Source organism: Methylophaga sp. UBA3192, from assembly GCA_002363955.1.
Classification (GTDB): domain Bacteria; phylum Pseudomonadota; class Gammaproteobacteria; order Nitrosococcales; family Methylophagaceae; genus Methylophaga.
Genome location: DEXE01000003.1, coordinates 288,940 through 310,569 on the forward strand (window position 1 = coordinate 288,940; position 21,630 = coordinate 310,569).

At 45.3% G+C, this 21,630-nt stretch carries 27 protein-coding genes; 17 read left to right on the forward strand and 10 right to left on the reverse strand.

What is annotated here, in order from left to right; all coding sequences use genetic code 11:
- The first annotated feature begins 11 nt into the window (after window positions 1-11).
- From B2337_RS02945 to B2337_RS02955, 3 genes are all read left to right on the forward strand, one after another.
- Window positions 12-863, forward strand: coding sequence for a hypothetical protein (locus tag B2337_RS02945; protein ID WP_292362183.1), 852 nt, complete (start codon window positions 12-14; stop codon window positions 861-863).
- Window positions 864-1,077: 214 nt separating this feature from the next.
- Window positions 1,078-2,007: an ABC transporter ATP-binding protein gene (locus tag B2337_RS02950; RefSeq protein WP_292362184.1), complete on the forward strand. Its 930-nt coding sequence runs from the start codon at window positions 1,078-1,080 to the stop codon at window positions 2,005-2,007.
- Window positions 2,004-2,765: an ABC transporter permease gene (locus B2337_RS02955; protein ID WP_292362185.1), complete on the forward strand. Its 762-nt coding sequence runs from the start codon at window positions 2,004-2,006 to the stop codon at window positions 2,763-2,765. Before B2337_RS02950 ends, B2337_RS02955 begins: the two co-directional genes overlap by 4 nt.
- Window positions 2,766-2,812: 47 nt before the next feature.
- On the opposite strand, the gene B2337_RS02960 is transcribed toward B2337_RS02955, so the two are convergent.
- The gene (locus tag B2337_RS02960; protein ID WP_414673659.1) at window positions 2,813-3,988 is read right to left on the reverse strand and encodes an HD-GYP domain-containing protein; all 1,176 of its coding nucleotides are present in this window, start codon (window positions 3,986-3,988) and stop codon (window positions 2,813-2,815) included.
- A 476-nt stretch (window positions 3,989-4,464) separates the two neighbouring features.
- Between B2337_RS02960 and B2337_RS02965 the strand changes: the two genes are divergently transcribed.
- On the forward strand, window positions 4,465-5,310 hold the full coding sequence (locus B2337_RS02965; protein ID WP_292362187.1) for an HDOD domain-containing protein: 846 nt from the start codon (window positions 4,465-4,467) through the stop codon (window positions 5,308-5,310).
- On the opposite strand, the gene B2337_RS02970 is transcribed toward B2337_RS02965, so the two are convergent.
- From B2337_RS02970 to B2337_RS02985, 4 genes are all read right to left on the reverse strand, one after another.
- On the reverse strand, window positions 5,307-5,843 hold the full coding sequence (locus tag B2337_RS02970; protein WP_292362188.1) for a gamma carbonic anhydrase family protein: 537 nt from the start codon (window positions 5,841-5,843) through the stop codon (window positions 5,307-5,309). The genes B2337_RS02965 and B2337_RS02970 overlap by 4 nt on opposite strands.
- Before the next feature lie 3 nt (window positions 5,844-5,846).
- Window positions 5,847-6,272, reverse strand: a complete 426-nt coding sequence (locus tag B2337_RS02975; RefSeq protein ID WP_292362189.1) for an MAPEG family protein — start codon at window positions 6,270-6,272, stop codon at window positions 5,847-5,849.
- A 120-nt stretch (window positions 6,273-6,392) separates the two neighbouring features.
- Complete coding sequence (locus B2337_RS02980; protein WP_292362190.1) at window positions 6,393-7,340, reverse strand: trypsin; 948 nt, start codon at window positions 7,338-7,340, stop codon at window positions 6,393-6,395.
- A gap of 194 nt (window positions 7,341-7,534) precedes the next feature.
- A complete protein-coding gene (locus B2337_RS02985) occupies window positions 7,535-7,972 on the reverse strand; it encodes a DUF3617 domain-containing protein (RefSeq protein WP_292362191.1) in 438 nt (145 codons plus the stop codon).
- Between the two features lie 131 nt (window positions 7,973-8,103).
- Here B2337_RS02985 and B2337_RS02990 point away from each other — a divergent pair, with 131 nt between their 5' ends.
- Window positions 8,104-8,430 carry an MGMT family protein gene (locus tag B2337_RS02990; protein ID WP_292362192.1) on the forward strand — a complete coding sequence of 109 codons (327 nt, stop codon included), beginning with the start codon at window positions 8,104-8,106 and terminating at the stop codon, window positions 8,428-8,430.
- Between the two features lie 17 nt (window positions 8,431-8,447).
- Here B2337_RS02990 and B2337_RS02995 read toward each other — a convergent pair whose 3' ends face one another.
- Both B2337_RS02995 and B2337_RS03000 read right to left on the reverse strand, forming a co-directional pair.
- Complete coding sequence (locus B2337_RS02995; RefSeq protein WP_292362193.1) at window positions 8,448-8,945, reverse strand: tetratricopeptide repeat protein; 498 nt, start codon at window positions 8,943-8,945, stop codon at window positions 8,448-8,450.
- Window positions 8,946-9,012: 67 nt separating this feature from the next.
- Window positions 9,013-9,549, reverse strand: a complete 537-nt coding sequence (locus B2337_RS03000) for an NlpC/P60 family protein (protein ID WP_292362194.1) — start codon at window positions 9,547-9,549, stop codon at window positions 9,013-9,015.
- A gap of 340 nt (window positions 9,550-9,889) precedes the next feature.
- Between B2337_RS03000 and B2337_RS03005 the strand changes: the two genes are divergently transcribed.
- From B2337_RS03005 to B2337_RS03020, 4 genes are all read left to right on the forward strand, one after another.
- On the forward strand, window positions 9,890-10,465 hold the full coding sequence (locus tag B2337_RS03005) for a methyltransferase family protein (RefSeq protein ID WP_292362195.1): 576 nt from the start codon (window positions 9,890-9,892) through the stop codon (window positions 10,463-10,465).
- Window positions 10,466-10,486: 21 nt separating this feature from the next.
- Window positions 10,487-11,149, forward strand: a complete 663-nt coding sequence (locus tag B2337_RS03010; RefSeq protein WP_292362196.1) for a toluene tolerance protein — start codon at window positions 10,487-10,489, stop codon at window positions 11,147-11,149.
- Between the two features lie 68 nt (window positions 11,150-11,217).
- Window positions 11,218-12,414, forward strand: a complete 1,197-nt coding sequence (locus B2337_RS03015) for an NAD(P)/FAD-dependent oxidoreductase (RefSeq protein ID WP_292362197.1) — start codon at window positions 11,218-11,220, stop codon at window positions 12,412-12,414.
- A gap of 56 nt (window positions 12,415-12,470) precedes the next feature.
- A complete protein-coding gene (locus tag B2337_RS03020; protein ID WP_292362198.1) occupies window positions 12,471-12,860 on the forward strand; it encodes a VOC family protein in 390 nt (129 codons plus the stop codon).
- A 22-nt stretch (window positions 12,861-12,882) separates the two neighbouring features.
- On the opposite strand, the gene B2337_RS03025 is transcribed toward B2337_RS03020, so the two are convergent.
- Both B2337_RS03025 and B2337_RS03030 read right to left on the reverse strand, forming a co-directional pair.
- A complete protein-coding gene (locus tag B2337_RS03025; RefSeq protein ID WP_292362199.1) occupies window positions 12,883-13,419 on the reverse strand; it encodes an SRPBCC family protein in 537 nt (178 codons plus the stop codon).
- Window positions 13,420-13,439: 20 nt separating this feature from the next.
- Window positions 13,440-13,775, reverse strand: coding sequence for an ArsR/SmtB family transcription factor (locus B2337_RS03030; RefSeq protein ID WP_292362200.1), 336 nt, complete (start codon window positions 13,773-13,775; stop codon window positions 13,440-13,442).
- Between the two features lie 352 nt (window positions 13,776-14,127).
- Between B2337_RS03030 and B2337_RS03035 the strand changes: the two genes are divergently transcribed.
- Together B2337_RS03035 and B2337_RS03040 are read left to right on the forward strand one after the other, a co-directional pair.
- Window positions 14,128-14,877: a hypothetical protein gene (locus B2337_RS03035; protein WP_292413957.1), complete on the forward strand. Its 750-nt coding sequence runs from the start codon at window positions 14,128-14,130 to the stop codon at window positions 14,875-14,877.
- Window positions 14,878-14,916: 39 nt separating this feature from the next.
- Window positions 14,917-15,246, forward strand: a complete 330-nt coding sequence (locus tag B2337_RS03040; RefSeq protein ID WP_292413958.1) for a hypothetical protein — start codon at window positions 14,917-14,919, stop codon at window positions 15,244-15,246.
- Between the two features lie 34 nt (window positions 15,247-15,280).
- Here B2337_RS03040 and B2337_RS03045 read toward each other — a convergent pair whose 3' ends face one another.
- Window positions 15,281-16,477, reverse strand: coding sequence for a YbfB/YjiJ family MFS transporter (locus tag B2337_RS03045; protein ID WP_292362203.1), 1,197 nt, complete (start codon window positions 16,475-16,477; stop codon window positions 15,281-15,283).
- A gap of 187 nt (window positions 16,478-16,664) precedes the next feature.
- Here B2337_RS03045 and dsbG point away from each other — a divergent pair, with 187 nt between their 5' ends.
- The 6 genes from dsbG (at window position 16,665) to B2337_RS03075 (ending at window position 21,584) form a co-directional block, all read left to right on the forward strand.
- Window positions 16,665-17,426, forward strand: coding sequence for a thiol:disulfide interchange protein DsbG (dsbG, locus tag B2337_RS03050; protein WP_292362204.1), 762 nt, complete (start codon window positions 16,665-16,667; stop codon window positions 17,424-17,426).
- Window positions 17,423-18,226 (forward strand): TlpA family protein disulfide reductase, encoded by an 804-nt coding sequence (locus B2337_RS03055; protein WP_292362205.1) that lies wholly within the window; start codon window positions 17,423-17,425, stop codon window positions 18,224-18,226. The genes dsbG and B2337_RS03055 overlap by 4 nt, the downstream gene beginning before the upstream one ends.
- Before the next feature lie 49 nt (window positions 18,227-18,275).
- Complete coding sequence (locus B2337_RS03060) at window positions 18,276-19,067, forward strand: SDR family NAD(P)-dependent oxidoreductase (protein WP_292362206.1); 792 nt, start codon at window positions 18,276-18,278, stop codon at window positions 19,065-19,067.
- Between the two features lie 69 nt (window positions 19,068-19,136).
- On the forward strand, window positions 19,137-20,240 hold the full coding sequence (locus B2337_RS03065; RefSeq protein ID WP_292362207.1) for an NADH:flavin oxidoreductase/NADH oxidase: 1,104 nt from the start codon (window positions 19,137-19,139) through the stop codon (window positions 20,238-20,240).
- 25 nt (window positions 20,241-20,265) lie between these two features.
- Window positions 20,266-20,664 carry a GFA family protein gene (locus B2337_RS03070; protein ID WP_292362208.1) on the forward strand — a complete coding sequence of 133 codons (399 nt, stop codon included), beginning with the start codon at window positions 20,266-20,268 and terminating at the stop codon, window positions 20,662-20,664.
- Window positions 20,665-20,747: 83 nt separating this feature from the next.
- Entirely contained in the window at window positions 20,748-21,584 is an 837-nt protein-coding gene (locus tag B2337_RS03075; RefSeq protein WP_292413959.1) for a 23S rRNA (adenine(2030)-N(6))-methyltransferase RlmJ, read from the forward strand.
- Window positions 21,585-21,630 lie beyond the last annotated feature (46 nt).

The window sequence follows — 21,630 nt, forward strand, 5'->3', positions numbered from 1 at the left end:
CTGGTAAGGTGATGTTAACGGCCAAACTCCGTTTTTTATTGATAGCTGCCTTGAGTCTTGTCTGTGTAGGGATGCTGACCACTTGTGGGGAAGAGTCAGAACCGGACACATCCGTTGCACCACTTGAGCCGAAAACAGTTGAGCGGGTGGAGCAGCGTCCCGCCATGCCAAATATCTATATTGATCAAACCATTACCCCTGTCTCTGCCGGGAACCGGCGTGAACTATATGCGGATTTGCTGAATATCTGCAAGGATGAGGGCGTTTCGATAAAAGCGTTGAGCGAAAATGAGCGGAATCGCCTGGGAACCATTCGACTGCAGCGCTGGCTGGATGAGACCAGAACTGCCTATCGTCTGGAAGCATGGGATTATCAACTGGCTGAACCACAACAGCAGCCACACTGTCATTTCGAACTTGTCAGCAGTGGTCGGCATGTATTGATTGAAGAAGCAGGAATACGCAGTGTACTGCTTGATAATAATCAGCTGTATGAGTCTGAACGACTGACGAATATACAAACCAGTTTGTTGTTGCGAACACCGGCTCGTCAGGATACCAATGCGACTGATCAGTTGCGGAAGGTGGTTGAGCAGCCGTGTGTTGAAGCCACTATTGATGAAGCTGCACTCTGTACATGGGCGGGTGGAATCGAATGGGGATTTGAACCGCGTTCTGACACCATCGACTCGGTAATGGACGCGCAGGATCATCAGCTATTCAGATCTATTATTCTGCGACAGGAACCTGCCGGAAACGCGTTGGATAAAATCAGGACGGTGACATTCAATATTGGTGACAGTCTTGATGAAGCAGCGATGCAACCTGGCCCTGCAACCGCGTTGCCTGCTCGGCAACCGTAATCTTAAATCTTGCTGCTGTTAACACTGTTTTAACATGGCGCTGCCAAACTGCAGCGATTTTATCGCATTGGAGTAATTGAGTTATTTCACTGCTGTTTTATGTTTAAATGCAGACAAATTTAAACCTTGTTGAAGAACAACACTCGAGGGGCGATGAAAGTTCAAGCCCCTAAAATGACTAAGCTTACATACCGCAGTAAAGGAAACACGACTGATGGAAAATCACATCATTGATGTGCGCAATCTCAGTAAACAATATCCTTCCGGGTTTCAGGCGTTAAAGCAGGTTAATCTGCAAATCAAACGTGGTGAGATCTTTGCTCTGTTAGGCCCAAATGGCGCTGGAAAAACCACGCTGATTAGCATTATCTGTGGACTGGTTAACGTCGGTGAGGGCCAGGTGTTGGTAGGTGGTTATGATGTTGTCAAACAGTATCGTCAGGCACGCAAACAAATTGGTCTGGTGCCCCAGGAATTAGCGATAGATGTGTTTGCATTTGTGTGGGATACCATGGTGTTCAGTCGGGGCGTTTTTGGAAAGCCGCGTGATGATGCATACCTGGAAGAAATATTAAGAGCCTTGTCTTTATGGGATAAGCGGCGTGCCAAAATTCAATTTCTTTCCGGTGGCATGAAACGCCGTGTGTTAATTGCAAAAGCCCTGGCGCATGAACCCGAAGTATTGTTTCTGGATGAACCGACCGCCGGGGTGGATGTGGAATTACGCCGTGATATGTGGCGGCTGGTGGAAAAGCTACGCCAAAGAGGCACCACCATTATTCTCACTACACATTACATTGAAGAAGCCGAAGAGATCGCGGATCGAATTGGCATTATTAATCATGGCGAGATCCTGCTGGTGGATAACAAGCAGGATTTAATGAAAAAGCTGGGCCGCAAGCAGCTTATCTTACAGTTACAACATCCGATTACTCAGTTACCCGGTGAGCTGAATGGTTTTGTGTTGCATATTGGCCAAGATGGCAAAACGCTGACCTATGATTATGTTGATAATCAACCGACCAATCATGTGACGGAGGTATTGGCGGCAATTCATCGTTCCGGGATCGAGCTGAGTGATGTGCAAACCAAACAAAGTACCCTGGAACAAATTTTTGTCAGTCTGCTGGAGGAGTCAAAGTGAACTGGTATGCCATTAAAGCCATTTATTTATCCGAACTCCACCGTAGCTGGCGCACGCCGCTGCAAAGTATTGCTTCGCCGGTGTTGTCTACTTCGCTTTATTTCATCGTATTCGGATCGGCCATCGGTTCGGCGATGACTGAAATTGGCGGTGTGAGTTATGGTGCCTTTATTATTCCGGGCTTGATCATGTTGATGGTGTTGACTGAAACCACTTCCAACGCCTCGTTCGGCATTTATATGCCCAAATGGTCAGGGGCTATATACGAAGTTTTGTCGGCACCGGTTTCGGCATTTGAGATTGTGGTTGGTTATGTGGGCGCTGCTGCTACCAAATCGATTATTCTGGCGATGTTGATTTTGCTCACCGCCAAATTATTTGTGGATTACTCGATTCTGCACCCGTTATGGATGATGCTGTTTCTGGTGTTGACCTGTATTACTTTCAGCATGCTGGGTTTTATTCTTGGTGTAGTGGCGGATGGTTTTGAAAAATTACAGGTTATTCCATTGATGGTTGTCACGCCTTTAGCTTTTCTGGGTGGCACGTTTTATTCGATCAGTATGTTGCCTGAGTTCTGGCAGAAAGTGACTCTGTTCAATCCGGTGGTATATCTGGTTAGTGGTTTTCGCTGGAGTTTTTATGGTACAGCCGATGTCAGTCTGACATTCAGTCTGATGATGATTACTGCTTTCCTCATCATGTTTATGATGTTTATCTGGTGGATTTTTAAAACGGGCTATAAGGTAAAAGTCTGATGGATGATATGTTGCTATCAAACTGAACAGGACGGAGTAATAAACCTTTAAAGCCAGAGATCTTGCAGTTGTTTGAAATTCCATTTGCTTGGATCTTCAGGCCCATCAATGGTCTCTTTACAACTTGGCAGGGAGAGATCGATTACCTGGATCTGAATAGGTGCTTTAGAACGCAGGGAAAAAAACACTTTAACTTTTGGCGTGACAAGCGAACCTTTACCGGGCTCTATCACTACGGCCAGCTTTTGTGAAGAAAGTCGTACCAGAGAACCGACCGGATAAATGCCCACCATTTTTACGAAAGCATTAAAAAGCGGCTTATCAAAGTGCCCCTTCCATTTTGCCATTTCCCGAATAGTGCCAGCCGGATCCCAGGCTTGTTTATAAGCGCGTTCAGATGTGACAGCGTCATAGACATCACAAATGGCCGCCATACGGGAATACAATGATATTTCGTCACCTTGTAACCGGTTGGGGTAGCCCAAACCGTTCATTTTTTCGTGATGATGCAAAGCGATGTCGACGACCTCTGGTTCAGCACCGGAGTTCTGAAGTAATTTGGCGCCGGCAACCGGATGTTTTTTCATGATGTTGTATTCTGCATCAGAAAGTTTTCCGGGTTTGTTCAGCACTTCCAATGGCATCAGGGATTTACCAAGATCGTGCATTAATCCGCCGACACCAGCCAACTTAACCTGCTCTTCATTCAGATTGAGTTGGCGTGCCATCGATATCATCAATGCACACACCGCCAATGAATGCATGTATGTGTAGTCATCATGAGTTTTCAGACGAGCTACACTGAGTATTGCGGCTGAGTTTCGCTGCACCATTAAATCAATTTCATTCACTAACGGTAAAGTTGTTTGGGGATCAATGGCTTTACCCAATCGGGCATCTTGGTACATTGCCATAACCTGTGGTTTAGCATCATTGAAGAGTTTCCGCGCGCGATTAATATCCTCTTCCATTGAAATTCGCGCGACAGATTTTTTATCTTTGGCGGTTTGCTGAGGAAGTGAGTCTGATAACGTTTCGGCAGCGGGTGGTGATGGTTGCAGGGAGGGCGATGTTTTAGAAGCTTCACCTTTATCCTCATCGATCCAGACTTCCTCAATGCCTGCCTCAAGAATTTTTTTAATATCATCGGGATCGGTTAATAAAAAACTACTACGTAAAAACGGGTGTTTCATCCATGAACCGCCCAGCTTTTTTATATACATACCAAGCCGGAGTTCACTAGAAGCAATGCGTTGTGTCAAAGTCGGCTACCTTTAGTATTAATTTTTGCTGATATTGTATATAGGCACGCTGTGAAAAAAATGTATTTCAGCACAAAACTTGTGGTTTTAGCTGTAAATTCAGGAAAATCCTTGTCACCTTATTTAGCTAACGCTGAAATGAGTGAAAAAAACAGGGCGTTTTATGGCTAAAATCAGAATGTTGACTGATGGTCATTTGAGCCCAATATAAGAAGCGGTTTTTTGTTGTAAGCTGAAATCAGCTACTTGCATGATTCAAAATAGACGTAATGAAATGATGGTGCTACTTTGGTCGGTGACGTATTGAGTAAGCTTTATCGATGTCGGCTTTCTAGTTGATGTTTATCGCTAAGTAGTCTGAATGGCGATAAGTTGAATCAAGACAGAATGATAAATCGGCAAAAAACAATATTTATCAATCAGATATGGATAGAGAAATGCAAGAAGATAATCAGCACGTAAGATCAGAACTGGAAGATCTGTTAAATCAGGCAATCGCAGAGGGATTTGTAGAGGTTCCGATACTGCCTGAGGTCGCGAACAAAGCGTTTATGCTGGCCAATGATAAAGAGTCTGATGCCAGTCAAATGGCGCAGCTGATTGAAAGTGATCCATCGCTCGCTGGCCATGTAATGCGTATTGCCAACTCGGCAGCGTATACACCGATGTCAAATTTGACATCACTTCAACAGGCGATTGCCCGTCTGGGTATGGTGACTGTCAGTGAAATTGCTATCAGCGCCGTACTCAATGCGAAATTATTCAATACTCCGGGCTATGAAGGCTATGCGGAATCCATCTGGCAGCAGGCGTTGGCGACATCATTGTGGGCTAAAGAGATTGCCAGTCACTGCAACGTGAACGTCGAAGTCGCTTTTCTGGCAGGATTGATTCATTCCATTGGCCGTCCGGCGGTACTTCAAACGCTGATTGATGTTGCCGCGCAACAGAGTTTGCCTCTGGATGATTCGATTGTTCATCAGCTGGAAGATAAATACTGGCTGACCGTTTCGCAGATGATCGTTATTCGCTGGCGTATGCCGGCTCTGGTCATTGAAACCATTCAGCATCTTGAAACGCCTTCGACTGACAAGGAGGCAAGTCAATTGGCCGCAGTCGTCAACATGGCTAAATATGCTGCTGATGCCATGCTGAATGGTGAGTTGGCAGATAATTTTCCTCAGGCATCCATCGCCATTGTTGAATTTGAATCAGCAGATACCCAGAAACTGTTAACCAGGAAGGATCAGATCAATGAACGACTTAAACAGCTGGCGGCTTAATCATTGTTATTGAGATATTCATTTTTCAGCTTTACGTAGTTCTGACAGGCATATTGGAAATAATTCAGTTCGTCCACCGTTAATGGGCGAATCTGTTTTACAGGAGAGCCGAAATACAGGTAACCGGATTCAAGTTTTTTTCCCGGTGGTACCAGCGAACCCGCACCAATAACCACCTGATCTTCGATAATCGCGCCATCCAGTATAGTAGAGGACATGCCGACAAGCACCTGATTCCCAATCGTGCAGCCATGCAACATCACCAGATGGCCTACTGTGACATCATCACCAATGATCAGGGGATGGCCTTCCGGATTAAATTCACTGGCATGGGTAATATGTAAACAGGAGTTATCCTGAATACTGGTTCTCGCGCCGATACGAATCTGATGCATATCACCACGGATGGATACCAACGGCCATACCGAACTGTCATCGCCGATCTCGACATTACCCATAATCACAGCACTGTCATCTACCCAAACCCGATTCCCCAATCTGGGGCTGTGACCTCGAAAAGATTTCATAACCATCTGTTAACTCAGCAAAGTAATGCCACATAACACCAGCAATGCCACATTAGCGAGCAGGCCAACCATAAAAAACCAGGTTCTCGGGCTGGGGTTTTGCTCAGTAGCAATGGCGTAATAGAGTCCCATATGCACAATACGGGCAATCGCAAATAGCCAGACAAAGATACCGGTCCATAGAGCATTTGCACCGATTAAAATCGCCATAAACGTCGTGCCCAGCAACAATGGCAGATTTTCCAGTGAGTTCATAAACGTGCGATGGGCTCGAAATACAAAAGCGTCATGACTCAGTTCTTCAGCAATTTTGCCGGGAATTGCACCAGCTTGCGAGGCTTTGCTTTTGCTGGCGATAAACCATTGAATAAGCAGGGTCAGCAAAATAATAAACAAGCCGGAGAAGGTCAGATGATACATGTTTGCTAATGTCATTTTTTTGAAGTCTCTTCTTTATATCAGCCGGATGATGGATGGATTTATGAATCCCATCAACGCCAGCTTAACATTGATTGTTTGCATCAGGCGGTCACTATGAATGGTGAAAAAACGCTGTTACTCAGACATCATCTGAATGTCAGCGCCTTCAAGCCGGGCGCGAGTGAATAATGCCTTAGCTTCAACGGTATTCAGTCGAACACCATACGCTGCGTAAGGGAAATCAGTCAGTGGGGCACGGTTTTCATTGAAAAATGGCCACTGTTTATTTTTCCGGTAAAAGGTTTCGACAAAACTGGTTAACGCGATCACACCTTGTTGTCCGTTTTGTTGATTCACTATCCATGGCCCTCCGGAATCACCTCTTGTTGGCATAGGTAAGGTAAATTGATAACGTTCATTTTCCACCCGATTCATGGCTAGCAGGGCGGAGGTTGAGCTGATTACGGCATATTTTGCCAGAAACTGCGCGCGAAATTGCAGGTGCAGTAGGGGGTCAAGCTGTTCGTAGATTTCAGGTACAAAGTGGTAGAAGTCATCTTCTGCAGATAAGACGGTTTTGTTCGCACAGCGAGGGACATTAATGTCGGCATCGTTAATTCCTCGGCCATACCCACATACCAGAACTTGTGGGCTTTCAAGTGAGTTGACGATTGGAATGGCTGCAATCCCTTCAGGCGCGTTTCCGTCAAATATCAGTACGGCCAGATCGGTGGCCAGATTGCGTTCAATTTCATTAAAACGGGTGTAAAGCGCCGCACGTAATACGGGTACCGGCTTGCCTAAAAATATCTTAACAACCGGGATTCGCGTGTTGGGGGTTAATTTAGAGTCACGCAAGCAGTGAGCAACCGTTAATACGGTCAGTGGCTGAGTACCTACTACTACAGAACTGCATTCGTCCTGTTCCGTAACCTGACTGTTGGTGCCGCCATACCATTTAAGTTGCTCAATATGAATCTGGCCCGTTGAAACAACGTCAATCGGTGTTGGTTCACCATGAATAACGCCATAGGCGGGCATCATGATAAAACAACCCAAAACCACTTTGAAAAAATCCAGCATTCAAACAACCCTCCTGAAAACGGAAAGTCAGATTCAAACGGTTATAAAGCAGAAGGCAGTTTTTTCAGTCGAAAGTTCGGCAGGCTGTTGTAATAGTAAGGTAAATGAACCTCACCCCATTATCATATTGGATGTTGATAATGGGGCGAACCAATTGGAGTGAGGAATGTGCAGCTGAATCAACAAGCCCTGGATCAAGGTGAACATTCGCCAATCCGCTCGCCAGAATAATCAGTTTTCATATTTACCGGACCTATTGGGGTGTTCATCTCACTGGTCATTTTGCCCTCAATGCGATTACCTTTAAAGTTGGCATAACCCTTAAAAATGGTTGTCATACCATCCATATTGCAGCTCGCAGCGTAATCAACTCGGTCACGTTTGATATCTGATTGCGTAATATCACATTCCTCAGGCATATTGATGACGTCTTGCCCCTTGTCCAGCTGTGCCTGGGTCAGGCATTCCTGATTGCTGGCCGTTTGAGGCGGGAAATTCATAGGGCCTTCCATGGTGGTGGTGCTGGTGTATTCCCAAAGGCCGGGTTGCAGGTTGGGCGTTTCTGCCAAAGCGGTGGCAGAGATTGAGAACAGACTGGCTATTAATACGGAAAATCGAGTGAGAGATTGCATAATCTGGTTTCCTGAATATTTGGAAAGGATTGCTGAATAAAGCCAACAGATTGAATCTTGCCTGTGACTGATATGGAGTGCAACTGGCAAGCGATAAAACCGGACTGAAATTAACGTTATATGAGCAATAATTGAGCGTAGGCAATAAAGTGGAGCATCTCAAACTCAACCAAATCATCTGGCAAGTGGTCGCTATGATTCCTGAGGGAAAAGTTGCAACTTATGGTCAGATTGCTCGGATTTGCGGTTATCCGGGGCATGCACGTTATGTGGGAACTACACTAAAGCAACTTCCGGATGACTCTGATTTACCCTGGCATCGCGTGATTAATGCCAAAGGTGAAATCGCGTTTCCGGTGGGCAGTGATGGCTACCAACGGCAACGAAAATTACTGGAAAACGAGGGCGTGCAGTTTAAGCAAAATAAAATAAAATTGTTGGATTATCGTTGGGAATAGTGGCAGTCAGATGATTGTCACTGCTGCTTTTGCCATTGTTTAATAGATTGTTCGGCCTGCCGGATTTCGTTTTCAGACATTTTTTTGAGTAATACGGCTTTAATATGCTGAAGATCTTCAGCACCATTTTGTTCCGCTAAAGACCACCACATATACGCCATTTGATAATCCTGCATTACCGCCAGGCCTTGATAGTACATATTCCCCAGGTTGCTTTGCGCCTCGGCGTAACCCTGATTTGCCGCAAGTTGCATCCATTTAATTGATTCGGGATGATTTTGTTCAACCCCTTGGCCCAATTTGTACATGATGGCGAGATTAAATTGGGCTGGAGCATAGTTGTTCTCAGCAGCATGGCGAAACCATTTTGCTGCCTGGTGATAATCCTGTTCGACGCTTTGCCCGTTGAGATAAAGAAACCCCAGTGTATTTTGGGCAATAGCATCGCCCTTGCTGGCGGCACTTTTGCATTTTTCTAAATAGGCTTCTTGGGTCAGTGGTACAGATTTGGTCACAATGCTTTTCCGAAGGAGTTCAACACGAACGCTATGATAGCAGCTCGCGGTTTCAACAGAAGAAATCTCAACGACGTACGCTGACTGCTTTCCAGAAATGGCGAGACCAGTAGCTGTTGTCCATATTGGAAATCATTACACCACGTGTTGTTGAGGCATGCAGGAATTTGTTCTCTTCCAGATAAATTCCGACATGGCGGCCATTGCGAAAGAACACCAGGTCGCCGGGTCGCAATTGTTGCCGGTTAATGCGTTGCCCCATACGCGATTGCTGTTCAGTGGTTCGCGGCAAATCCATACCGAATACATCACGAAATGTCACTTGAACAAAAGCCGAACAGTCGATGCCTGAACGATTGACTCCGCCAATACGATAAGGCGTGCCTTGCCATGCTTCATGCTGTTGATAGAGCAGTAGCATGGCCTGTATTTCATCGTAATAGTGAGCCTCATCTGCTGGTTTGGGGAACTCCGCTCTTTCTGGTGTTTTTGTGAGACCAGACGGAGTTGTTCCACAAGCTGAAAGCATGGCGAACATTGGCAACAAAAATAAGCATAAGCGCCAATGTGGCGTGATGAAAATCAAGTGTTTTGTTCTGGTCATTAGTTTTTATGGTGTTAGTTTCTTAATTATTCAAACAGATTAAAACCCATAAAGTTCTGCCGTTACAGGTTATTTTCATGATTTTCAAAGTAATAACAAAAAAAGGACATCAGTAACTTTTGTCAGCTAAGCTGGCGTTAGCTTAGACAAGAAGCAGATGGCAGTATTTTTGACTTATATGCTTCCCTGGCCAGAGATAATGTATACAGGTAATCCGCTAATAGTTAACATGGTAATAAAATTGCCATGAACTTTCAGTAAGTTATTAACTACCAATGCTCTATCTGCTGTTAATACATAGCCAGCTTGATAATTAATGACTTGATTATAAGGTGATTACATGACGGACCAAATTTCTGAGTTAGTACTCATTATCCTCATTGCAGGGGCGACTCTGGCGTTGTTCTCTAGTAATAGTCGATGGCGTTTTTTAGAGGATAATAAGTGGGATAATGAAATAACGGCGCTGACGATTGTTACCCTGATAAGTATGGTTAGCCTTCCCCTGATTGATGCCACGTTGCCATGGTTGGAATTTGCCGATTTGCGGTATTATGACGAAATTGCGTGGTTTGGTGTTCTGAGTGGCAGTTTGGGGATATGGCTGTTGTACAGAGCGGTTCGTGATTATAGTGCTCCCGCTAATTACCAGAAAAAACTGGTTGCCAAAGGGATTTACCGATACATACGTTATCCCTTTTATTCCGCGCTTTTAGTCCTGGCATTAACGCAATTATTGTTATCGCAGAATTGGTTGGCCGGAGTGGCAGGGTTAATGACTTTTGTATTGGTCTATTGCTTGAGAGTACCTCGGGAAGAAGAAGATGGGCTGGAGAAATACGGGCATCATTATCTTGATTATATGTCTCAGACGGGTGATATATGGCCGCGGCTCCCTTTAAAACATCAGGATTGAACATCGTTATGGAAAACATTTATGCTTAATATTCGCCCCCTTTCTGCTGAGCATTTAGCCACCCTGATGGAAACGGCTACTGTGATCGAAAAGGACAAAAAAGGACCTAAAGTGGCCGTACTAGCTGATGGCCAATTTTTAAAGTTTTTTTATCGTAAACGGTTTTTTAACAGAGAATTGCTGGCGCCGGCAGCGGTTAAATTTGCCCGTAACGCTCATCAATTAGAACAGCTTGATATCCCAACGCTGAAAGTGAAGGCATTGCATCGCATTGTAGGTGAATCACACACTGTTGCTATTTACTCCCCTTTGGCAGGCCGTACTTTACGAGACATTGTTAAATCCAATGAAGCCGATGCAAATCTGATGTACCGCTTGGGTGTGTTTTTAGCCTTGGTGCAGCGCCGGGGAATTTATTTCCGCTCAATCCATCCCGGAAATATTATTGTCAATGAAATGGATTTTGGCCTTATCGATATTCTTGATATGCGTTTTCAATCCTGGTCTTTAAGTCGTTGGGCCAGACGTCGCAACTGGCGGCATTTTTTCCGGTATCCACAAGAATGGGTAAATCATGGTGATTTGATTGAAGCGCTCATCAAAGGCTATCGTCATTCTGCTGATTTGCCTTTGCGTGAACTGAGCTGGATAGATCGTATCGTTGGCAGAGTCATCTCAACCTAGGACTAGGTTATCTTTCAGCCTTTAAGTTGTCAGTCATTTGCGGGTATTTTTGCGTAAAATGCCCGTCCATGACAATCAATAACGAACTTTCCAATCAGTATGACGTAATCATTATCGGCGCCGGTGCCGCCGGGTTGATGTGTGCTATTGCTGCCGGACAACGCGGTCGACGGGTGTTGGTACTTGAGCATGCCAATAAGGTGGGTAAGAAGATACTGATGTCTGGTGGTGGTCGCTGCAACTTTACAAACATGTATTGCAGCCCGGAGAACTTTATCTCCAATAATCCGCACTTTGTGAAATCAGCACTCAGTCGTTACACCCCATGGCATTTTATCGAGATGGTTGAACGTCATCAGATTGCCTATCACGAAAAGAAACTGGGGCAACTGTTTTGTGATGAGTCTTCGAAAGATATCGTGCAGATGTTAGTCACCGAGTGTGAGTGGGCCGGGGTAACCATCAAGACCAATACGCCGGTTAAGGTGCTGGAAACTGCCGGACAAAAGTTGGTTGAAACGTCAGAAGGTAAATTGCAATGTGCATCTCTGGTCATTGCGACGGGTGGCTTATCGATCCCTAAAATGGGGGCGACAGGATTTGGTTTTGAACTGGCCCGCAGGCTCAATATTCCGCTGTTACCCACGCGGGCGGGTTTGGTTCCCGTAGTACTGGATGACCACAAACTTAAACCGCTGGCTGAATTAAGTGGTATTTCCCTGGACTCCATCACCGAAACAGATACCTGTTCGTTTCGTGAGAATATTCTGTTTACCCACCGTGGTTTAAGTGGCCCGGCAATATTGCAGGCATCCAGTTATTGGCAGCCCGGGGAAGTGTTGAAAATAGATATGTTTCCCGGAATCGAGTTAACCGCTTATTTAATGGAAATGCGTCGTGAAAAATCCAAAACGGCTCTGAAAACCATACTGGCCGAAAAACTGACCCGCCGCGTCGCACAGCTTTGGTGTGAGCAATGGATTGAAGACAAACCTGTTGGTCAGCTTTCCGATGCTGATATTGAACAGATTGTTGCGCATTGCCAACCCTGGACAGTTAAACCTTCGGGTACCGAAGGTTATCGAACCGCCGAGGTGACACTGGGAGGTATTGATACCAATGCTCTGTCTTCCAAAACCATGGAAAGCAAGGAGCATCCGGGATTGTATTTCATCGGTGAAGTCGTTGATGTTACTGGACATTTGGGTGGGCACAATTTCCAGTGGGCCTGGGCTTCAGGCCATGCAGCCGGGCAATTTGTTTGAGTAGGCATTAAGCCTCAGTAAATTCAATAATACCAAGCGAGGAGAGATTACTGACAATGGCAACAGAAATTCTTCCACATCTGATGTTTGATGGCGATGCGAAACAAGCCATGTTGTTATACGTAGAGCTGTTCCCCGATTCTGAAATTATCGAATCAACCGAATATACTTCTGGTGAAAATAAAGGCAAATTACAATTTGGCAGGTTTTCGTTAAACGGGCGAACCTTTAATTGCATTGACAGCCCAGTCAAGCATGACTTTGACTTTACCCCGGCGTTTTCAATCTTTGTGAACTGCGAATCAGTTGACGAACTCAGCACCCTATTTAAAACCCTTGCCGAAGGCGGTCAGATTCATATGCCGCTGGATAATTATGGCTTCAGTCAGCAATTTGGCTGGTTACAAGACCGTTTTGGTGTTTCATGGCAGCTGAATTTCCCCTGAAAGTGCACCGTACACGATTCAGCTATTTGAATAATCGTGCATATTCCGCTTCCAGTGTTGTATGGGTAGCCCAAAACGGTGGGGGTGTTTGATTATTAAGCTGTGCCAGAAGAAATTCCAGATGCACATGCCAGCCTCCCGCTACAGAAAGCTTTTGTTCCGATTTAAGCAAGCGGGAGTGGGTGACGGTTAACCGAACTTTATCGCCATGCTCGGTTAATTGAAAACGCACCTCGGAGTTTTCATTGTCTCCCATCGGCCAGGTATAGCTGAGTAAAAACGGCGGGTCACAAGCCGTTATATTGCCTCTAACAATATGTTCACCGCCATAGTCGGCATATTTTTCAGGTGGCAGATCTCCAGCGGTGGTCAATGAATTATTGTTGAATACCAACGTCACCTCACCACCCATTTCCAGCTCCATGGGACCTGCAGCCAGCCATTTTTGCCGTAACTCAGGCTCAGTCAAATAACGCCAGACACGCTCAATCGGGCCAGGCAATGTTCGTTCAATCTGTAATGTGTCAGGGGTAATTAATTCACCATAAATGTTGGACATCACATTGACTCCTTATGAGATTAATTTGACTCTGGTTTACTAAGCAACTGCTCCAGCGTATCCAGTTGCTGATTCCAATAGCGCTGGTAATGCTGTATCCATTCAAGGCCGCCATGCATCGGTGCTGCATTCAGTTCGCAGATATGACTCCTGCCTTGCACTTTGCGATTAATTAAACTTGCCTGTTCCAGAACCCGAATATGTTTCGAAGCCGCTGCCAGTGACATATCAAACGGTTCGGCAAGCTCCCCGATCGACCGGCTTTGCAAAGCCAGAGCCTGCAACATTGAGCGCCGTGTTGGATCAGCCAGAGCATGAAATAAAGTATCTAAATTTGTCGCGTTATATTTAACCATAAGGTTTAATATCCTCTCATTATTAATTATTGTCAACCATTTGGTTTAATAATGTGCTAAACCACTGTTATGGATGGAGTTTTGTGATAGGTTCGGCGAAAATAATGCTTGCGGTAAAGTGTAAACTGTGAAATATTTCACAAAAAATATAAGAGATGCGAATGATGCGTATCACTTTATCTCCAGTCAATGCAGCTTGAGCCCAGATGGTTACTAACGTTGTATTTTGTCTTAATAGCGGGCTTTCAATGCCTGGACTTTATCGCTTTGTCCCCCCATTTCCCAATGCTGTCTGTTTGGAAGAGTCATCTCCAGTGATATTTTTCCCGACCTTTGAAAAGGAGTTCAGCCCATGAATCCAAGAAAACTCAGCCTGATTCTGATGCTGGCGGGTATGGTCATTTTGCTGATATCGCTGGTGTGGTTTTTTGCAGCCTACGCATCCACTCTGGATACAATGAGTCGTTATGGCAATAAAGATGTCATCACGCAAATGATAGCGTGCATCTATTCCTCGCCACCGATTTGCCGTGGAGCGGCGGCATTAAGCGATGGTCTTTCCTACAGCCCTATGATTTTCTGGCTGGGAATCCTCTTGTTACTGGCTGGGGTGGTCGCGTTTTTTTCGCTGAATAAGCAAATAAAGCAGTCGCCAGATTTTGATGATCGGGTTGGAGAGAACCTGAGCAGTGACAAACTATTAGGCTTTATCGCTAAGGAAAAATATACACGTTACAGCTATATACTGTTTCTGGTGGGCGCTGCAGGGGGGGTATTATTGCCGCCACTGGCGGTAGCTGCTTTGTTGGGATTTATATTGGCCATGCTGGGATATTTTGTCTGTTCACAACAGTTAACCAGTTTGGATAAAAACCATCTTGCAGTGCTCAGTGTGGTGTACATCGCTTCAACGCTACTGCTTTTAATGACCATTGGCAGTGCGTTGTTTCTGTTGGTGGCGTTGCTACAACTTGGGTTGTATTACATCGGTTTTAATAGCTATCGGTTTGGTCGGGTTATCAAAGTCAATAATCTGAAAGATGAGGTTGTACTGGCTTTTAAACCTATACGTGATCGGTTTTCTCATGGAGAGAAAAGCTGATTTTGTCTTCCTGAACTTCTGACTTTATGAGGTAATGTTATGAAAACCACACTCACTCTGCTCAACAATATTAAGTCGGCAGGCTGGAGCCAGTTAAGTCCTTTATTGTTAGCGATAACACTCACTGCCTGTGGTTCTGATTTTCAGGAAGGAGCCTATGTCGATGCACAATATGGTACAGGTTATGAGTTTAATGCCGATGGTCAGGGACAGCTGATTGGAGGAGTACCTGGTGCCTATAGTTTTACCTATGAGGTCGACAGCAATGAAGTGGTGACTTCCGGCGATATCAATCTCACTTTCAAACGCATTGATGACAAAACCCTGGAACGACCTGATGGGACTCGGCTGACCTTGAAAGAAGAATAAGCCATTTACCATTAATACGGCTGGAAAGAACTTATCAGAACACAGGTGTATTGATTTGAGGGTGTTTATTTTTCTCAAATCGATGTATTTGCCAGACAAAGAAAATGCCCGTGATCATCACAGCGGCCGCCATCCACATGGAGGACAGGTAATTACCTGTCAGTGTCGACAGATAACCCGCCAGAGCGGGTGCGATAAGTTGGGCTATACCGTAACTTATGGTCAGTTTTGCCATAGCCTTTGCCGGGTTATGAGGAAATTTGTGCCCGACATAAACCAGCATGAGGCTGACAATCCCGGCAAAGGTCGCTCCAAATATCAAAGCGCCTATCAGGTTGAAAAAAAACGATTCACTGACAAGCGGAATCAGAATTGATAGGAGAATCATCACATAGGCTGTCATGATGGCTCGGGTTTCACCAATGCGTTCTGCCACTTTGTCCCAAATAATGCAGGATGGAACTGCCGCAATACCCAACATCACCCAGATTAAACTGCCTTTGCCCGACAGGCTTGGCATGCCTTCCAGTATCGCTACAATGAAAGTGGCGCTGATAACATAACCCACACCAGCACAGGCATAAGCGGCAATCATCAAACGCATCCACTTTGAATTAGGCGCAGCAAAATCAGCTGATGGAGTGTGTTGTAGAGCAGGGGCAGGCATCAGAAACCAGGCGGGCAAAAAAAACAAAATACCAAATAACCCCATAACCAGCCATTGCTCAGCCCAATTGTAATAAGGCGTTATCAACACAATAACAATACCGGGTATCGCTATACCCAGCCCCAGCCCTGAAAAATGAATTCCCAATGCGGATTTGTAGCCGTTTTGTTTCAGCCAGCCCATCACAAAGCCGGCGGCGAGAATAATCCCTGCGGTGCTGGTAAGGCCACCAATAAATCGCAAAATACTCCATAAAACGATATCGGTGGTGACGGCCATTAATATCGTACTTAATACGGCCAGAACAAGATTGATGCGATAAAACAGAAACTTGGTTTTGAGGCTGGTTAAAAACGAAATCAGCACCACACCAGACAGGTAACCGATGTAATTAAATGTTGCCAACCAGCCACCGCTGAGTTTATTCAGTGACGTTTCGGTTAACATGATCGGTAAAAAAGGCGTATAAGCAAACCTGGCAATCCCCACCGTCAGGATTAATGCACAGATACCAGCCAATATCACCTGATAGCGTGGCGAAAGTTGCAACCAGTTTGCGTTCATAAAAAAATATGACCTGAGTGAAAATCCGTCCTACGTTTTACCATAAGTTTTCACACGCTGCGTTGTTGTGAAAAATGTATCCAATAAACTTGAGAGAGTTAAAGTAAAGGATTGCCATCCTGTCTGTTAATCCCCACTTAATTCCATCCAGCTAGTCTTATGATCCAACCGTCTAACGGAGTTATCCATGAAGAAATTTATCATCCCTGTTTTGTTACTTTGTATCGGCTTCGGCAGTTACTGGGCGATAGCTGAACAGCAGGAGCCCGAAGTTATAAGCTATATCAAAGAACAGGGTGTCACCATTATCGACAGTTTTGACGCACCTGCCGGGTTGACCGGTTATGCCGCCAATATTCAAGGTCAGCCGATGAGCATTTATCTTACCGAAGACAAACAGTATGCGTTGATTGGTAATCTGATAAATGCACAGGGCGACGATTTGGGCGAAGAGGCTCTGTATGAACTGGTCAGCGCTCCACAGAATGAAAAAGTCTGGCAAACACTGGAACAGGCGAAATGGATACAGGATGGGCCACAAAACGCCAAACAGATTATTTACACCTTTACTGATCCATATTGTCCGTATTGCCAGCGATTACGCGAAACTGCCGAGCCATATATTGCATCGGGTGAGGTGCAGTTCCGTCATATTATGGTAGGCATACTGCAGGAAAACAGCATTGAAAAATCGGCATCAATTTTAGCCGCTGAATCCCCGGAACAAGCCTTGCAGCAGCATATTCAACATTCTGGAGATTCGGCTAAAAATACGGATGAACAAACATCAGCCGAGGGTAAACGGCGGGTTGAGGAAAATAATCTGTTGATGGAACAGTTGGGGTTAATGGCGACCCCGACCAGTGTTTATAAAGATCAAAACGGTCATGTACGACTGGTGGAAGGCATGCCGATGGGTGACGAAATCAGCAGGATGTTTGGTCAATGATGTCGATTAATCTCGGTCCATTTTCCTTGCCACTGGAGCCGTTGCTGTTATTTGGCAGTGCGCTTATCGGGATTCTGGTGGCATCAATTCTGTCCAGAAAAAATCAAGGTTCGGTGACTGATCCGTTGTTAATGATGTTGCTATTCGGGTTGGTGATTGGGCGTATCGTGTTTGTCATCAAATTTGCTGATCAATACGACTCAGTCTGGCAGATGCTGGATTTCCGTGATCGTGGCGTGGATTGGATTTCCGGGACGATAGCGATGGTGCTGTTTTTGCTTTTGCAAATCAAACGTCTGTCACAGCAACGTATGGCTTTATTCGGTGGCGCAGTCTCAATTTTACTGTTTTTTTCAGCCTCTTCGCTGCTGTTAAATTTAGGTGGTGATCAGGTTGTCATGCCTGAAATTGCTGTAGAACAGCTTAATGGCGAAGCAATATCTCTGAATCAACTCACTGAAAATAATGTGACGGTGGTGAATTTATGGGCCAGCTGGTGCCCGCCATGTCAGCGTGAAATGCCTGCCTTTCAAAAATTACAACAGCAGTATCCTGATATCCGGTTTGTGATGCTCAATCAGCAGGAATCGCTGGAAAAGGTTGAGGCGTTTCTCGCTGAAAATGACCTGAAATTTGAGCATGTTTTACTGGATAAAACAGGAAAAGTCGCAGATGCCTTCAATGCTTATGGTTTACCTGTCACGTTGTTTTTCGATCAGCAGGGAATGCTGATGGAGAGTCATATGGGGGAGGTATCTGCGGCAAGATTAACGGCAACGTTAAAAAAGATAACAGAGTAATCAGCAAGTCATTCTGACCCGGTTAAATGTATATTTTATGGAGCTATTTATGGACCTGCAACTCGAAAATAAAATCGCTTTAGTCAGCGGCAGCACGGCGGGCATTGGTTTTTCCATTGCAAAAGCACTGGCAGATGAAGGGGCCAATGTAATCGTCAATGGACGTTCGGAATCCTCCGTCAAACAGGCTGTTGAATCATTAAAAACAACTGCAAAAGGCACTCTGCATGGATTTTCTGGGGATCTGTCTCTGGCATCTGAAGCGGAAAAATTAACTCAGCAATATCCCCGCGTAGATATTCTGATTAATAACCTGGGTATCTTCGAGCCAGTGCCGTTTGAAGATATTCCGGACGAAGACTGGCTGCGCTTTTTTGATGTGAATGTACTCAGTGGTGTGCGATTGACGCGGGCCTATCTGCCAGCGATGAAACAGCAAAACTGGGGCCGGGTAATTTTCATTTCCAGTGAAAGCGGAGTGCAGATCCCTGAAGAAATGATTCATTATGGCATGACCAAAGCGGCTCAGATAGCCATTGCCCGTGGTCTGGCCGAACAGGTTGCCGGTACCAATATTACGGTGAATTCTGTATTACCCGGGCCAACACGCTCACGAGGTGTCGAAACTTTTGTGACGGATCTCGCCGCCAAAGAAGGTCAAAGTCTCGAAGCCTTTGAAAAAGACTTTTTTGAACATGTCAGACCCACTTCTTTGATTAAGCGTTTCGCCACCACGAATGAAGTCGCTTCAATGGTCTGTTATCTATCCAGCCCATTAGCTTCGGCCACAACGGGTGCCGCTGTTCGTGTTGATGGTGGGGTTATTAAAAGTGCTTTTTAAGTATTCAACATGACCGGAATGAGTTATTCGTGGATTTTTTTGAGTTTTTATTTTTAACAAGAGATTTTTATGACAGCGTTATTTACTGAGTTTTCGCTAAAAGATGTGACATTACGCAACCGCATTGCGGTACCCCCGATGTGTCAATACAGTGCTAATGATGGATTGACCAATGACTGGCATCTGGCGCATTACACCCAATTAGCCCGTGGCGGTGCGGGGCTGGTGATCGTTGAAGCGACGGCAGTTAGTCCCGAAGGAAGAATAACGCCAGGATGTACTGGCATCTGGAATGACGCCCAGGCAGAAGGCATGGCAAAAATTGCTTCGGCCATTAAAAAAGCAGGTGCTTGTCCAGGCATTCAGATAGCACATGCGGGACGTAAAGCCAGCGCCAATCGTCCATGGGAAGGCGATGACCATTTAGCGGATGATGATCCGCAAAGCTGGCAAACCATAGCGCCTTCTGCCGTTGCATTTGGTGCCAATTTGCCCAAAGTCCCCAAAGCCATGACATTGGAGGATATCGAGCGGGTTAAGGCTGATTTTGTTGCCGCTGCCAAACGTGCGAGAGCCGCAGGCTTTGAATGGCTGGAATTGCATTTTGCGCATGGTTATCTGGCACAAAGCTTTTTTTCAGTTCATTCCAATCAACGCGACGATCAATATGGAGGCGATTTGGCCGGTCGTAGCCGATTCTTATTGGAAACATTACAGGCGGTACGTGACGTCTGGCCAGAAAATCTGCCATTAACTGCTCGTTTCGGGGTGATTGAATATGACGGCCGTGATGAAGAAACGTTGAGTGACTCTATCCATCTGACCCGCCAATTTAAACAAACAGGTCTGGATCTACTCAGTGTCAGTATTGGGTTTTCCACCCCTGATGCAAATATTCCCTGGGGACCGGCATTATTGGTACCGATTGCCGAACGAGTGCGGCGTGAAGCTGAAATGCCAGTCGCTTCAGCCTGGGGTATTGATGAACCTGACACGGTGAACCAGGTTATTACGGATCAACAGCTGGATCTTGTTATGGTGGGACGAGCCCATTTAGCCAATCCTCATTGGCCATACCTTGCAGCTAAAACCTTAAAAATTGCTGATCCTGCCTGGGTGTTACCGGCACCTTATGCACATTGGTTATCGCGTTATCATGCTCCAGAGAGTTGAACATTAAACAAGCGCCAGCAATGCAATGATCTCTAAAATAGGAAACACCGAAATTCAGCCCTACCATAAAGGCAGTTGCCATTGTGGTGAGGTTGAATTTGTTGTGCATTTGCCAAATGGTATTGAAGATCCTCGTCGTTGTGATTGTTCCATGTGTCGGAGAAAGGGCGCTATCGCAGCGTATGTTACGATGTCTTCCCTGCAAATTACCAAAGGGGCCGATAAGCTCTCTTCGTATCAATTTAATACCATGACGGCCAAGCATTATTTTTGTTCGATTTGTGGCATTTATACCCATCACCAGACCCGAGCAAATCCCGACTTCTTTGGCTTTAATCTCGCCTGTCTGGAAGGGGTGAATCCTTTTGAGTTGGGTGAGGTTAGAGTTAATGACGGAATTAACCATGTCTCAGATAAACGTTAACGGAAATTATTTTGCCAAATCCGTTTACTCAGCGTAATTTGCTGCTACGCAATTCATCTCTCAACACATAATCAGGATCTCACTTGCTAAGCTACCGCCATTCCTTTCATGCTGGCAACTTTGCTGACGTGCTCAAACATATTGTCTTAATTGAGATTTTGCAGCACCTCGGTAAAAAAGAAAAAGCCTTTGACTACATAGACACCCATGCTGGGGCTGGCCTTTATCATCTGGCTTCAGCTCATGCTGAGAAACTACAGGAATACCAGAATGGTATTGCTAAATTAAAGGTGGCTGACTGGCCGGAACTGGCCACGTATTTTGCTGTGATTGATGCTGTTAACTCTGGTAAATCGCTGGAGTATTATCCTGGTTCTCCGTTTATTGCTCTGCATTGTATGCGGCGTCAGGATCGGGCCTGGTTGTATGAGTTGCATCCCGAAGATGCCGGTCTTTTATTACAAAATACCCAAAAAGTGAAGCGGGCACGGGTGATGCGTGAAGATGGTTTAAAAGGCTTATTGTCTTTATTGCCACCGGTTTCACGACGTGGATTGGTATTGATTGATCCATCTTATGAAATCAAATCTGATTACGATTTGGTATTTCAAACAATCGAAAAAGCTTATGCAAAATTCCCTACTGGCAGCTATGCCATCTGGTATCCAGTGGTTGAACGAAGTCGAATCACTCGCCTGGAAAAACAATTTAGTAAAAGTGGCATCAAAAATATTCAACGTTTTGAGTTAGCGGTCACTGCCGATTCTGACGAGCGCGGCATGACCGCATCGGGCATGATCGTGATTAATCCCCCTTGGCAGTTAATGGAAACGATGAACAAGTTATTGCCAAAGCTGACCAATAAATTGGCGGTTGATAGCGGCGCTTTTTATAAATCAGAAATACTGGTAGCAGAATAATCCCCACAGACATAATCTGCATTAAAGTCTGTGTTAAGCACTCATG

Coding starts and splice junctions, on each gene's coding strand:
- B2337_RS02945 (WP_292362183.1), top strand. CDS start 12: ATGTTAACGGCCAAACTCCGTTTTTTATTGATAGCTGCCTTGAGTCTT.
- B2337_RS02950 (WP_292362184.1), top strand. CDS start 1,078: ATGGAAAATCACATCATTGATGTGCGCAATCTCAGTAAACAATATCCT.
- B2337_RS02960 (WP_414673659.1), bottom strand. CDS start 3,988: ATGTATATAAAAAAGCTGGGCGGTTCATGGATGAAACACCCGTTTTTA.
- B2337_RS02965 (WP_292362187.1), top strand. CDS start 4,465: ATGCAAGAAGATAATCAGCACGTAAGATCAGAACTGGAAGATCTGTTA.
- B2337_RS02970 (WP_292362188.1), bottom strand. CDS start 5,843: ATGGTTATGAAATCTTTTCGAGGTCACAGCCCCAGATTGGGGAATCGG.
- B2337_RS02975 (WP_292362189.1), bottom strand. CDS start 6,272: ATGACATTAGCAAACATGTATCATCTGACCTTCTCCGGCTTGTTTATT.
- B2337_RS02980 (WP_292362190.1), bottom strand. CDS start 7,340: ATGCTGGATTTTTTCAAAGTGGTTTTGGGTTGTTTTATCATGATGCCC.
- B2337_RS02985 (WP_292362191.1), bottom strand. CDS start 7,972: ATGCAATCTCTCACTCGATTTTCCGTATTAATAGCCAGTCTGTTCTCA.
- B2337_RS03000 (WP_292362194.1), bottom strand. CDS start 9,549: ATGACCAGAACAAAACACTTGATTTTCATCACGCCACATTGGCGCTTA.
- B2337_RS03005 (WP_292362195.1), top strand. CDS start 9,890: ATGACGGACCAAATTTCTGAGTTAGTACTCATTATCCTCATTGCAGGG.
- B2337_RS03010 (WP_292362196.1), top strand. CDS start 10,487: ATGCTTAATATTCGCCCCCTTTCTGCTGAGCATTTAGCCACCCTGATG.
- B2337_RS03015 (WP_292362197.1), top strand. CDS start 11,218: ATGACAATCAATAACGAACTTTCCAATCAGTATGACGTAATCATTATC.
- B2337_RS03020 (WP_292362198.1), top strand. CDS start 12,471: ATGGCAACAGAAATTCTTCCACATCTGATGTTTGATGGCGATGCGAAA.
- B2337_RS03025 (WP_292362199.1), bottom strand. CDS start 13,419: ATGTCCAACATTTATGGTGAATTAATTACCCCTGACACATTACAGATT.
- B2337_RS03030 (WP_292362200.1), bottom strand. CDS start 13,775: ATGGTTAAATATAACGCGACAAATTTAGATACTTTATTTCATGCTCTG.
- B2337_RS03035 (WP_292413957.1), top strand. CDS start 14,128: ATGAATCCAAGAAAACTCAGCCTGATTCTGATGCTGGCGGGTATGGTC.
- B2337_RS03040 (WP_292413958.1), top strand. CDS start 14,917: ATGAAAACCACACTCACTCTGCTCAACAATATTAAGTCGGCAGGCTGG.
- B2337_RS03045 (WP_292362203.1), bottom strand. CDS start 16,477: ATGAACGCAAACTGGTTGCAACTTTCGCCACGCTATCAGGTGATATTG.
- dsbG (WP_292362204.1), top strand. CDS start 16,665: ATGAAGAAATTTATCATCCCTGTTTTGTTACTTTGTATCGGCTTCGGC.
- B2337_RS03055 (WP_292362205.1), top strand. CDS start 17,423: ATGATGTCGATTAATCTCGGTCCATTTTCCTTGCCACTGGAGCCGTTG.
- B2337_RS03060 (WP_292362206.1), top strand. CDS start 18,276: ATGGACCTGCAACTCGAAAATAAAATCGCTTTAGTCAGCGGCAGCACG.
- B2337_RS03065 (WP_292362207.1), top strand. CDS start 19,137: ATGACAGCGTTATTTACTGAGTTTTCGCTAAAAGATGTGACATTACGC.
- B2337_RS03070 (WP_292362208.1), top strand. CDS start 20,266: ATGATCTCTAAAATAGGAAACACCGAAATTCAGCCCTACCATAAAGGC.